The sequence below is a fragment of the Bacillus sp. USDA818B3_A genome (assembly GCF_009928415.1).
Classification (GTDB): Bacteria; Bacillota; Bacilli; order Bacillales; family Cytobacillaceae; genus Neobacillus.
In genome coordinates this window covers 141,546-153,450 of sequence record NZ_JAABNN010000002.1, presented here as the reverse complement: position 1 = coordinate 153,450, position 11,905 = coordinate 141,546, and the positions used below count along the sequence as shown (strand labels likewise).

Genomic DNA, 11,905 nt, shown 5'->3' with positions numbered 1-11,905 from the left:
ATTGAATTTTATTCTTGCAATATGCTTTTTTAAATTTTATACTACTCTTAGTACCTAGTCATAAGAGCTCGGACGGTGTGAAATTCATGAGAAGAAGCAAAAAAGATCGACAACAATTATTAACTTCTACAATAAAGGATAATCCTTTTATAACGGATGAGGAATTAGCAGAAAAATTTCAGGTAAGTGTACAGACCATCCGTCTCGACCGCTTGGAGTTATCGATCCCGGAACTGCGGGAACGAATTAAAACTGTTGCGGAGAAACGCTTTGATGATGAAGTACGCTCCTTACCACTAGAAGAAGTGATCGGCGAAATCATTCATATCGAACTAGACCAAAATGCCATATCTATTTTTGATGTAAAAAAAGAACATGTCTTTAAACGCAATAATATTGCGCGCGGACACCATCTTTTTGCTCAGGCTAACTCGCTTGCGGTTGCAGTCATAGATGATGAATTGGCTTTAACAGCAAAATCAAATATCCAATTCAAACGGTCTGTTAATTTAAATGAACGAATCATTGCCAAAGCAAAGGTAACAAAAATTGATGAATCTGGCAGAACCTCCGTTGAAGTAAATAGTTTTGTGAATAATGAACTAGTATTTACCGGAGAATTTGAAATGTATCGTTCGAAAAACATTTAAGGAATGAGATAAATGAAAATAGCAATCGATGCCATGGGCGGAGATCATGCCCCAAAAGAAATTGTATTAGGTGCGATGAAGGCGGTTCAGTCCTTTTCTGATATACATATTACTCTTGTGGGGGACGAAAAACAAATCAAGGAAACACTTACGGATCACGAGAGAATATCCATTTTACATACTACAGAAGTCATACTAGGGACAGATGAACCGGTAAGGGCAGTTCGCCGTAAAAAAGATGCGTCGATGGTTTTAGCCGCAAAACAAGTAGCCGATGGATTGGCTGATGCCTGCATTTCCGCGGGGAATACGGGTGCATTAATGGCAGCTGGACTTTTTGTTGTCGGAAGAATTGAAGGAATTGACCGGCCCGCACTTGCACCAACCATGCCGACCATTGGCGGAGAAGGCTTCCTGCTTCTCGATGTAGGGGCCAATGCAGATGCCAAGCCAGAACATTTAGTTCAATATGCCATCATGGGTTCCATTTATAGTGAAAAGGTTAGAGGTATTAACAATCCAAGAGTTGGTCTTCTAAATATTGGTTCAGAGGAAAAGAAAGGGAATGAGCTGACAAAAAGTGCGTTTACCTTATTGAAAAATAGTAATCTGAACTTTATTGGTAATGTCGAGGCACGGGATTTACTTGAAGGCGTGGCCGACGTTGTGGTCACTGATGGGTTTACAGGTAATATGGTGTTGAAAACACTCGAAGGTACGGCCCTATCGATGTTTAAAATGCTAAAGTCCGCATTAATGAGCAGTTTTACAAGTAAGCTAGCAGCAGCTGTCTTAAAGCCGAACCTTAAGGCCCTAAAAGATACAATGGACTATTCAGAGTATGGCGGTGCAGGGCTTTTTGGGCTAAAAGCGCCTGTCATCAAGGCACATGGTTCTTCCAATGCTCAAGCCATTTATAGTGCGATCAGACAGACAAGGGAAATGACTGGTAACAATGTCGTCCATTTGATTCAACAAGCAGTTGAAGCGTCAGATGCGGTTAAATTAGAACAATAGAGGTGTTAACATGAGTAAAATTGCCTTTGTTTTTCCAGGACAAGGTTCACAAGCGTTAGGAATGGGGAAAGACTTAGCGGATAAGTACCCAGAAATTATGGATTATTTTTCAAAAGCCGATAAAAAGTTAAATGTTCCTTTGAGTAAATTGATCTTTGAAGGGCCTAAAGAAGAGTTAACACAGACCTATAATACACAGCCTGCATTGTTAACAACAAGTATTGCCATCCTAGACTACTTTCAGCGTTCAGGGGTTAATGCTGATTATGTGGCAGGTCACAGCTTAGGAGAATATACTGCACTCGTTGCTGCCGGGGTCCTTTCTTTTGAAGATGGGGTTTATGCCGTCCGCAAACGCGGGGAGTTTATGGAGCATGCTGTTCCAAATGGTGAGGGTTCGATGGCTGCTGTTTTGGGCTTAGATCGTGAGAAGCTCCAAAAAGTAACCGGTGAGGTGAATGAAACTGGCTTGCCTGTTTCGTTAGCCAACTTAAACTGTCCTGGTCAGATTGTCATTTCCGGTTCTAGGGAAGGTGTACAGAATGCAGGGGCAAAAGCAAAAGAAGCTGGGGCTAAAAGGGTCCTGCCATTAGAAGTCAGCGGACCGTTCCATTCTTCCTTAATGAAACCAGCAGCCAATCAACTGCGTGAAGTGCTTGATGGGATTGACATGAAGGATGCCGATATCCCGGTTATTGCAAACGTCACCGCTGAACCTATTAGTGCGAGTTTAGAAATTAAAGATAAGTTAATTGAACAACTATACTCTCCGGTTTTATGGGAAGATTCTGTAGCAAAAATGATCAGCCTCGGAGTTGATACATTTATAGAAATCGGACCTGGTAAAGTCCTTTCAGGCTTAATCAAAAAGATAGATAAGACAGTTAAAACTTATTCAGTTTCCGATGAGGAAAGTGCTCAGGCAGTATTGGACGCCTTAAAGGAGGAAAACTTATGATTTTAGAAGGGAAAACTGCGCTAGTTACTGGGGCATCCCGAGGTATTGGCAGAGAAATTGCTTTGGAATTAGCAAGACAAGGTGCGAATGTGGCCGTCAACTTTGCGGGCAGTGAAGCAAAGGCAAATGAAGTGGTCGATGAAATTAAAGCCCTTGGCAGAGATGCTTTTACGGTAAAATGTAATGTTGCGGATTCAGAAGAAGTCGCTGAAATGGTAAAAGCTACTGTAGACCGTTTTGGAAGACTGGACATTCTTGTTAATAATGCAGGTATTACTAGAGATAATTTATTAATGAGAATGAAAGAAGAGGAATGGGATGATGTTATCAACACCAACTTAAAAGGTGTATTCCTCTGTACAAAAGCTGTGACAAGACAAATGATGAAGCAGCGTGTGGGCCGGATTATCAATATCGCTTCGGTTGTCGGCGTAAGTGGAAATCCAGGTCAAGTCAACTATGTGGCGGCTAAAGCTGGTGTCATTGGCATGACAAAAACGACAGCGAAAGAATTGGCATCACGTAATATCACCGTAAATGCGATCGCTCCTGGTTTTATTACCACGGACATGACGGATAAATTATCTGAAGACGTCAAGGGAGAAATGTTAAAACAAATCCCTTTAGCACGACTTGGAGAGCCTAAAGACATTGCGAAAATAACCGCCTTTATTGCATCTGATGATGCATCATATATTACTGGCCAGACCCTCCATGTTAATGGCGGCATGGTAATGTAAAAATTAATTTTATTTTAGATTTATCTTTTTAGTGAAATACTCTATAATAGCTTGAGGGGAGGTGAACAAGCATGGCAGAGGTATTAGAACGTGTAACAAAAATCATCGTTGACCGTTTAGGTGTTGATGAATCTCAGGTTAAGCTTGAAGCTTCATTTAAAGATGATCTTGGTGCTGATTCCCTTGACGTAGTTGAACTAGTAATGGAATTAGAAGATGAGTTCGATATGGAAATTTCTGACGATGATGCTGAAAAAATCAGTACTGTTGGTGATGCTGTTAATTACATAAATAGCAGTAAATAATCCCGTTAGATTGATTCAAAAGCTCCGTTTTCAAACGGAGCTTTATTCTGTATGATAGAACTTGGCAAACTATCTGCCAAGTTTCTTTGCGTTTTCGTTAAAACTTTTTTAAACTCTAATTATGTAGTTTGTAAATTTGATGCAAGGTGGAGAAATCATGCGCAAGAATGGTAAAGACAAAGAAGTAAATCGCGCAAAAGAAAATCAATTTAAGGATCTTCAAGCTTCAATCGGCGTGACGATTGAAAACGAAAAATTATTGAAGCAAGCTTTTACTCATTCATCCTATGTGAATGAGCATCGCAGGAAGCCATTCGAAGATAATGAAAGACTTGAATTTTTAGGAGACGCCGTTCTGGAATTAACGGTATCACAATTCCTTTTTAAAAAATATTCGACTATGACGGAAGGGGAACTAACGAAACTGCGGGCTGCAATCGTTTGTGAGCCTTCACTTGTAGCTCTAGCCAATGAACTGGAATTCGGCCAACATATACTGCTTGGCAAAGGTGAAGAAATGACTGGCGGAAGAGAACGCCCAGCTTTGCTTGCAGACGTATTTGAGGCTTTCATTGGTGCTTTATATTTGGATCAGGGAATTGACAAGGTGGTTGAATTCCTTGAAAGAGTGGTCTTTCCTAAAATAAATGCCGGTGCTTTTTCTCATGTGATGGATTTCAAAAGTCAATTACAAGAGCTTGTTCAACGCGATGGAGCAGGAATGATTGAATACCGTGTCCTTCAGGAAAAAGGACCTGCTCACAATAAAGAATTTGTTTCTAGAGTATCCCTGAATGGTGCAGAACTTGGTGTGGGGGCAGGAAAATCAAAAAAAGAAGCTGAACAGCATGCGGCTGAAATGGCCCTGAAAGTATTAAAAGAAAAAACAACTTAGAAATGACAATGTTGGCAGGAGAAATCCCCAAGCAGTATAGGGAGGATAAGAAATGTTTTTAAAACGGTTGGACATTATTGGCTTTAAATCTTTTGCTGAGCGCATTGAAGTTGATTTTGTTCCGGGAGTAACGGCTGTAGTTGGTCCTAACGGAAGTGGTAAAAGTAATATTACCGATGCCATTCGCTGGGTATTGGGGGAACAATCAGCCAAGTCTTTAAGAGGCAGCAAGATGGAAGATATTATCTTTGCCGGGAGCGATTCCAGAAGGCCTCTTAATTTTGCAGAAGTGACTTTGACACTAGATAATACGGATCAAGGGCTTGGGCTTGACTTTAATGAAGTGAGTGTGACCAGGAGGGTTTCGCGTTCCGGTGATAGTGATTTTTTCATTAATAAGCAGTCATGCCGGCTAAAAGATATCATTGATTTATTTATGGATTCAGGTCTTGGCCGGGAAGCTTTTTCGATTATCAGCCAAGGGAAAGTGGAAGAAATCTTAAACAGCAAGGCCGAAGAACGACGGACCATTTTTGAAGAGGCTGCAGGGGTTCTAAAATATAAGAATCGCAAGAAAAAAGCTGAAGTAAAACTGTTCGAAACACAAGATAATTTAAATCGGGTAAATGATATTTTACATGAACTTGAGGGGCAAGTAGAGCCGCTGAAAATTCAAGCCTCTATGGCAAAGGACTACCTAGAAAAAAAATCAGAGCTTGAAAAAATCGAGGTGGCCTTAACCGTTTATGAAATCGAGGACCTTCATCAAAACTGGGAACACCTTTCCAAACAGTTAGAGGGACACCAACAGGAGGAACTAAAGCTTTCCTCTGAATTGCAAGTCAAGGAAGCGTCCATCGTTGAAACAAGGGATAAGATTGCGGCGATGGACGAGTCTATAACTGATTTGCAGAATGTCCTCCTGCAGGCCAGTGAAGAACTTGAAAAGCTTGAAGGCAGGAAAGAAGTTTTAAAAGAACGGAAAAAGAATGCTGCACAAAATAAAGAACAGTTAATAAACAATATCGGAGAACTGACCGATCGAATCAGTCAGTTACAGAAAAATCGAGACATACAAGCAGAAATGGTGAAGGAACTAACTGCTCAAGTTGAAAAATTACAAGCTGATTTAAAAGTGCGGCAAGAAAAGCTTCCATTATTTTCTGAGAATATGGAAGAAAAAATAGAAGGTCTAAAAAGTGAATATATTGATTTGTTAAACGACCAAGCTGGCGCAAAAAATGAAATTAAATATATTGATCAGCAATTAGCACAGCAAGAACGAAGAGGTGTCCGTCTTGATGCGGAAAACGAAAAATATTTGCAGGAACGCCATACTGCGCAAAACAAAAAACTAGACATCCAAACTCGTCTTGACGAGGTCCAAAGAAGTTTAACAGATCAGGCAGCAGCCTATCGTGAAGGACAGCGTGAGCTTGAGACAGTAAAAAAGAATTACGAGAAACAAGAGAAAACATTATATCAAGCCTATCAACTCCTTCAGCAGGCAAAATCCAGAAAAGAAATGCTCGAAGAAATGGAAGAAGACTTTGCCGGCTTCTTTCAAGGTGTCAAAGAGGTCTTAAAGGCGCGTGACCATAAATTACAAGGAATTGAGGGGGCGGTTGCTGAACTCGTGACTGTTCCTAAAGAGTATGAAACGGCCTTAGAAACAGCACTTGGCGGAGCCCTTCAGCATATTGTAGTAGATTCTGAGCAAAATGCACGGACAGCTATTCAGTACTTGAAGCAGAATTCATTTGGCCGAGCGACCTTTTTACCCTTAAATGTCATTAAAGGGCGGTCTTTATCATCTGTTCAATTGTCTTCTATCCAGAACCACCCATCTTTAATTGGACCAGCTGTCAGTTTAGTCTCATTTGATCCGAAATACACGGAAATTATGAATAATTTGCTTGGGAATGTGGTTATTACCAAGGACTTAAAAGGAGCAAACGAATTAGCTAAACTCCTTCAATATCGTGCTAGAATGGTGACTTTGGATGGCGATATTGTTAATCCTGGCGGTTCAATGACCGGCGGAGCAATCAAGCAAAAAACGACGTCCTTGTTAACTAGAAAAGGAGAGCTTGAAAATTTAAAAGAAAAGCTCGTCGTGATGGAAGAAAAAACAGCAGGCTTAGAGAATACTGTCAAGAAATTAAAAGCAGAAGTTCAACAAGTCGAAAAACATGTGACGGAAATCCGGCAAAAGGGTGAGTCATTAAGATTAAGAGAGCAAACCGTCAAAGGCGATCTTCGTGAGGCAGAGCTTCAGGAGAAAAATCTAAATGACCGTTTAGCGCTCTATGACCTTGAAAAAGGACAATTATTGGATGAAAAAGAGTCGCTTTCAAACAGAAAAACCGAGTTAACGGAGTCCATAGAGTCCTATAAGGTAACAATAGCTGAACTTGATGCCCAGATTGCAAAGTTGACCGAACAGAAAACAAATGATTTGAGCTCTAAAGAAACCTTAATAAACGAAATAAATGAATTAAAAATAGAGTTTGCTTCTAAGAATGAACAGTTTACTCATGCCAAAGAGCGCTTCTCGCAGCTGCTTGAAGATTTAAACGAGAGTGAGCAAAAGCTGACTATTTTTACAGAGGATCTCAACCTCTTGTCATCTGAAATGACGAATAGTTCTTCAGGGGAAGAACAATTAGAAGCGGCAGCAAAGCGAAAACAGCAGGACAAAGAGGCAACCTTACAGTTAATTACCGAAAGAAGACAAGAACGTTTATTGATGCAAGATTCACTTGAAAATATGGAATTAGATGCAAAAGAGTTAAAGCGGCTTCATAAAGGGATGACAGTTGTTTTAAAAGATGAGGAAGTGAAAATCAACCGTTTAGATGTGGAGCTTGAAAATCGGTTAGCACAGCTAAGGGAAGAATACCTCCTGTCATTTGAAGGTGCAAAGGTGCAGTATCCACTAACGGTCCCGGTTGACGAGGCAAGGAAAAAGGTTAAATTGATCAAACTTGCCATCGAAGAGCTTGGCAATGTTAATTTAGGGGCGATCGAGGAATATGAACGGGTTTCTGAACGCTATGAGTTTTTAAATGAACAAAAAACCGACCTGCAGGAAGCAAAAGATACTCTTTATAAAGTGATTGATGAAATGGATACAGAAATGAAAAGACGGTTTGAACAAACCTTTGAGGGGATCAGAGCTCATTTTGAACCGACATTCCGCACCCTTTTTGGAGGGGGAAGAGCTGATTTAGTTCTGACTGAACCAGAAGATTTATTGAATACAGGTGTAGAGATTGTTGCCCAGCCGCCAGGAAAAAAACTCCAAAACCTAGGGCTTCTTTCAGGCGGAGAACGTGCTCTTACAGCAATAGCCTTATTATTTTCTATTCTAAAAGTCCGTCCTGTTCCTTTCTGTATTTTAGATGAGGTGGAAGCCGCCTTGGATGAGGCGAATGTACACCGCTTTAGTCAATATCTAAAACGGTATAGCAAAGAAACACAATTCATCGTCATTACGCATCGAAAGGGCACGATGGAAGAAGCGGATGTCCTTTATGGAGTTACTATGCAGGAATCGGGAGTTTCAAAACTTGTCTCTGTACGCCTCGAGGATACAAAAGAATTAGTTGAATCTTAATCTAAGGAAGTGAAAAACATGAGTTTTTTTAAGAAATTAAAAGAAAAGATTTCAAAATCAACGGATACAGTCACTGAAAAATTTAAAGAAGGCTTGACCAAAACAAGAGACAATTTTTCTGGGAAAGTAAACGATCTTGTAGCCAGGTACCGAAAAGTCGATGAAGACTTCTTTGAAGAATTAGAAGAAATATTAATCCAGGCAGATGTCGGCTTTGATACAGTCATGCAGTTAATAGATGAGCTGAAGATGGAGGTAAAACGCCGTAATATTCAAAACCCAGAAGAGGTGCAAAGTGTCATTTCCGAGAAGCTCGTTGATATTTATAATGCGGGCGAAGGGCAATCTTCTAAATTAAATATCCAGGAAGATGGTTTGACGGTTATCCTATTCGTTGGTGTCAATGGAGTGGGAAAAACGACGACCATTGGGAAGCTTGGCCATAAATTTAAGAGTGAAGGCAAGAAAGTGTTAATGGCAGCTGGTGATACCTTCCGTGCCGGTGCAATTGAACAGCTCGAGGTATGGGGCGAAAGAGTGGGAGTGGAAGTCATTAAACAGGCTGAGGGTTCTGACCCGGCCGCTGTTATGTATGATGCCATCCAAGCCGCCAAATCCCGTAAAGCAGATATTTTATTATGTGATACGGCTGGCCGTCTGCAGAACAAAGTAAACTTGATGAAAGAGTTAGAAAAAGTAAAACGAGTGATTGAAAGAGAGATACCAGGTGCGCCGCATGAAGTGATTTTGGTACTCGATGCCACCACCGGTCAAAATGCACTCATTCAGGCAAAAACTTTTAAAGAAGCAACAAATGTCAGTGGGATCGTGCTTTCGAAATTGGATGGAACCGCAAAGGGCGGGATTGTCCTGGCGATTCGTAATGAACTAAAAATCCCAGTGAAATTTGTAGGTCTCGGAGAAAAAATGGATGACCTGCAAGAATTTGATGCGGAAAAATATGTGTATGGATTGTTTGCGGACCAGGTAGAAAAAACAGAATAGGTTGTAAAGGTATTATCTTGACAGATAGGTCATGACCCTGTAAACTTACTCTTGTAAAGGCTTTTCACTTAACAATAGTATTGGAGGGAATACTGGCATGATGCTTGAAAAGACAACGCGAATGAATTATCTATATGATTTCTACTATTCGCTGTTAACTCCAAAGCAACAAAGCTATATGTCTCTCTATTATTTAGATGATTACTCTCTGGGAGAAATTGCTGAGGAGTATGATGTCAGCAGACAGGCTGTTTATGATAATATTAAACGGACAGAGGCAATGCTCGAGGAGTATGAGGAAAAGCTGTTATTACTTCAGAAATTTCAAGAGCGCACCAAACTTATCAGGGATTTGAAGGAATTGCTTAACGGGGGAAACCCATTAAAGGAAGCATTATTAGAAACGATTCTTGAGCTTGAGAAATTAGATTAGGAGGCGGCATGAATGGCGTTTGAAGGATTAGCCGACCGACTGCAAAATACAATCCAGAAGATCCGTGGAAAAGGAAAAGTCTCGGAAGCGGACGTAAAAGAAATGATGCGTGAAGTGCGTCTTGCCTTACTCGAAGCGGACGTTAACTTCAAGGTAGTCAAAGATTTTGTCAAAAAAGTCAGTGAACGTGCTGTTGGACAAGAGGTACTTAAGAGTTTAACTCCAGGGCAGCAAATCATTAAAATTGTAAACGAAGAGTTAACCATTTTAATGGGGGGCGAGCAAAGCAAAATTGCTGCATCCAATCGCCCGCCGACGGTCATTATGATGGTCGGGCTGCAAGGGGCCGGTAAAACTACGACCACAGGGAAACTATCGCTGTTACTTCGTAAAAAGTACAACCGGAAACCACTCTTGGTCGCGGCTGATATTTACCGGCCTGCAGCCATCAAGCAGCTCCAAACTCTAGGCAAGCAATTGGACATGCCAGTCTTCTCGCTTGGAGACCAAGTAAGCCCGGTTGAAATTGCCAAGCAGGCGATTGCTAAAGCGAAAGAGGAGCATCATGATTATGTTCTGATTGATACCGCTGGGCGTCTGCATGTGGATGAGGCATTGATGGATGAGCTGAAGGACATTAAAGAACTAACAAAACCAGACGAAATTTTCCTTGTCGTTGATGCAATGACCGGGCAGGATGCCGTCAATGTGGCGCAAAGCTTTAATGAGCAGCTTGGCCTGACAGGTGTTGTCTTAACGAAGCTTGATGGTGATACCCGTGGTGGTGCAGCCTTGTCTATCCGTGCTGTTACACAGACACCAATTAAATTTGTTGGTCTCGGTGAGAAGATGGATGCATTGGAGCCGTTTCATCCAGAACGAATGGCTTCAAGAATCCTGGGAATGGGCGATGTCCTGACACTTATTGAAAAAGCCCAGGCCAATGTGGATGAACAAAAGGCAAAAGAGTTAGAGCAGAAAATGCGAACTGCGTCGTTTACTCTCGAGGACTTTTTAGATCAGCTTGGCCAAGTTCGAAACTTAGGTCCATTGGATGAATTATTGAAGATGATGCCTGGTGCAAATAAAATCAAAGGTTTGAATAATATTCAAATTGATGAAAAGCAAATTGCCCATGTGGAAGCAATCATTCAATCCATGACTAAGGCCGAGAAGAATAACCCAGAAATTCTTAACGCCAGCCGTAAAAAAAGAATTTCAAAAGGAAGCGGTCGTCCAGTAACCGAAATCAACCGCCTGTTAAAGCAGTTCGAAGACATGAAAAAGATGATGAAACAAATGTCCGGAATGCAGATGAAGGCCAAGAAAAAAGGCGGAATGAAGTTTCCTTTTAAGTTTTAAAATATTTTTGATTGGAGCGGAAGGTGCTCGACTCCTGCGGGAGTACGGGGCAGGGGAGACCCCGCAGACGCGATAGCGTCGAGGAGGCTCCCCGGCACGCCCGCGGAAAGCGAGCACCTGGAGCGGAAATCAAAAAATTAAGTTTAATCTGAAAGAAAATGGTAATACTGGTTGTAAAGAAAAAACACTTTACAAACTATAAAAGAATTGATATTATACTATCTTGTGTGAAACTATTCGGAGGTGCTTATTTAAAATGGCAGTAAAAATTCGTTTAAAGCGTATGGGAGCTAAGAAAACTCCTTTCTATCGTATTGTAGTAGCAGATTCTCGTTCACCACGTGATGGACGTTACATTGAAATCGTTGGAACTTACAATCCAGTTTCTGAACCAGCTAAAATTGATATCAACGAAGAATTAGCTCTTAAATGGTTAAAAGACGGTGCGAAGCCATCTGATACAGTTCGTAACCTTTTCTCAAACCAAGGCATCATGGAGAAATTCCATAATGCAAAATTAGGCAAGTAATTGTCTGATCGATTATGAAACAATTAATCGAAACGATTGTTAAGCCTCTTGTTGATTTTCCTGAAGATGTTCATGTGGATGTCTCAGAGGATGAAACCCGCATTACCTATCAACTATCCGTCAATAAAACGGATATGGGAAAAGTAATCGGGAAACAGGGGCGCGTTGCAAAGGCCATTAGAACTGTTGTTTATGCAGCAGGATCATCACAACAAAAGAAAATTTTTCTAGAAATTGGTGAATAGCTTTTTGCATCTAGATAAAAGGGAGGGAATCATTCCTCCCTTTTTTGCTATCAGAAAAGCGGAGCGCCTTGCCCAGGGGCTAAAGACTAGAGCCCCTAGGTGCTGAAGCTAGACAATTCTCATAGTTCCTATTAAGAACACAGGGAG

Annotated in this window: 12 protein-coding genes; all 12 read left to right on the top strand. The window is 41.0% G+C overall.

Annotated features, from left to right (window positions below; genetic code table 11):
- Positions 1–86: 86 nt before the first annotated feature.
- The 12 genes from fapR (at position 87) to GXK58_RS03815 (ending at position 11,758) form a co-directional block, all read left to right on the top strand.
- Positions 87–650 (top strand): transcription factor FapR, encoded by a 564-nt coding sequence (gene fapR, locus GXK58_RS03870; protein ID WP_160720046.1) that lies wholly within the window; start codon positions 87–89, stop codon positions 648–650.
- A 12-nt stretch (positions 651–662) separates the two neighbouring features.
- A complete protein-coding gene (gene plsX / locus GXK58_RS03865) occupies positions 663–1,667 on the top strand; it encodes a phosphate acyltransferase PlsX (RefSeq protein ID WP_160720044.1) in 1,005 nt (334 codons plus the stop codon).
- A gap of 10 nt (positions 1,668–1,677) precedes the next feature.
- Positions 1,678–2,625, top strand: a complete 948-nt coding sequence (fabD, locus tag GXK58_RS03860; protein WP_160720042.1) for an ACP S-malonyltransferase — start codon at positions 1,678–1,680, stop codon at positions 2,623–2,625.
- Complete coding sequence (gene fabG, locus GXK58_RS03855; RefSeq protein WP_160720040.1) at positions 2,622–3,365, top strand: 3-oxoacyl-[acyl-carrier-protein] reductase; 744 nt, start codon at positions 2,622–2,624, stop codon at positions 3,363–3,365. Before fabD ends, fabG begins: the two co-directional genes overlap by 4 nt.
- Positions 3,366–3,436: 71 nt before the next feature.
- Positions 3,437–3,670: an acyl carrier protein gene (gene acpP, locus GXK58_RS03850; RefSeq protein ID WP_098528750.1), complete on the top strand. Its 234-nt coding sequence runs from the start codon at positions 3,437–3,439 to the stop codon at positions 3,668–3,670.
- Between the two features lie 157 nt (positions 3,671–3,827).
- Positions 3,828–4,565 carry a ribonuclease III gene (gene rnc / locus GXK58_RS03845; RefSeq protein WP_160720038.1) on the top strand — a complete coding sequence of 246 codons (738 nt, stop codon included), beginning with the start codon at positions 3,828–3,830 and terminating at the stop codon, positions 4,563–4,565.
- A 52-nt stretch (positions 4,566–4,617) separates the two neighbouring features.
- Complete coding sequence (gene smc, locus GXK58_RS03840) at positions 4,618–8,184, top strand: chromosome segregation protein SMC (protein WP_160720036.1); 3,567 nt, start codon at positions 4,618–4,620, stop codon at positions 8,182–8,184.
- An 18-nt stretch (positions 8,185–8,202) separates the two neighbouring features.
- On the top strand, positions 8,203–9,189 hold the full coding sequence (gene ftsY / locus GXK58_RS03835; protein ID WP_160720034.1) for a signal recognition particle-docking protein FtsY: 987 nt from the start codon (positions 8,203–8,205) through the stop codon (positions 9,187–9,189).
- 100 nt (positions 9,190–9,289) lie between these two features.
- Positions 9,290–9,622 carry a putative DNA-binding protein gene (locus GXK58_RS03830; protein ID WP_160720851.1) on the top strand — a complete coding sequence of 111 codons (333 nt, stop codon included), beginning with the start codon at positions 9,290–9,292 and terminating at the stop codon, positions 9,620–9,622.
- Positions 9,623–9,634: 12 nt separating this feature from the next.
- A complete protein-coding gene (ffh, locus tag GXK58_RS03825; RefSeq protein ID WP_160720032.1) occupies positions 9,635–10,984 on the top strand; it encodes a signal recognition particle protein in 1,350 nt (449 codons plus the stop codon).
- Positions 10,985–11,240: 256 nt separating this feature from the next.
- Positions 11,241–11,513: a 30S ribosomal protein S16 gene (gene rpsP / locus GXK58_RS03820; protein ID WP_160720030.1), complete on the top strand. Its 273-nt coding sequence runs from the start codon at positions 11,241–11,243 to the stop codon at positions 11,511–11,513.
- A 14-nt stretch (positions 11,514–11,527) separates the two neighbouring features.
- A complete protein-coding gene (locus tag GXK58_RS03815) occupies positions 11,528–11,758 on the top strand; it encodes a KH domain-containing protein (protein WP_160720028.1) in 231 nt (76 codons plus the stop codon).
- The last annotated feature ends 147 nt before the right edge of the window (positions 11,759–11,905 follow it).

Excerpts from the sequence above, each read along its gene's own strand:
- fapR (WP_160720046.1), top strand. The coding sequence starts at position 87 with ATGAGAAGAAGCAAAAAAGATCGACAACAATTATTAACTTCTACAATA.
- plsX (WP_160720044.1), top strand. The coding sequence starts at position 663 with ATGAAAATAGCAATCGATGCCATGGGCGGAGATCATGCCCCAAAAGAA.
- fabD (WP_160720042.1), top strand. The coding sequence starts at position 1,678 with ATGAGTAAAATTGCCTTTGTTTTTCCAGGACAAGGTTCACAAGCGTTA.
- fabG (WP_160720040.1), top strand. The coding sequence starts at position 2,622 with ATGATTTTAGAAGGGAAAACTGCGCTAGTTACTGGGGCATCCCGAGGT.
- acpP (WP_098528750.1), top strand. The coding sequence starts at position 3,437 with ATGGCAGAGGTATTAGAACGTGTAACAAAAATCATCGTTGACCGTTTA.
- rnc (WP_160720038.1), top strand. The coding sequence starts at position 3,828 with ATGCGCAAGAATGGTAAAGACAAAGAAGTAAATCGCGCAAAAGAAAAT.
- smc (WP_160720036.1), top strand. The coding sequence starts at position 4,618 with ATGTTTTTAAAACGGTTGGACATTATTGGCTTTAAATCTTTTGCTGAG.
- ftsY (WP_160720034.1), top strand. The coding sequence starts at position 8,203 with ATGAGTTTTTTTAAGAAATTAAAAGAAAAGATTTCAAAATCAACGGAT.
- GXK58_RS03830 (WP_160720851.1), top strand. The coding sequence starts at position 9,290 with ATGCTTGAAAAGACAACGCGAATGAATTATCTATATGATTTCTACTAT.
- ffh (WP_160720032.1), top strand. The coding sequence starts at position 9,635 with ATGGCGTTTGAAGGATTAGCCGACCGACTGCAAAATACAATCCAGAAG.
- rpsP (WP_160720030.1), top strand. The coding sequence starts at position 11,241 with ATGGCAGTAAAAATTCGTTTAAAGCGTATGGGAGCTAAGAAAACTCCT.
- GXK58_RS03815 (WP_160720028.1), top strand. The coding sequence starts at position 11,528 with ATGAAACAATTAATCGAAACGATTGTTAAGCCTCTTGTTGATTTTCCT.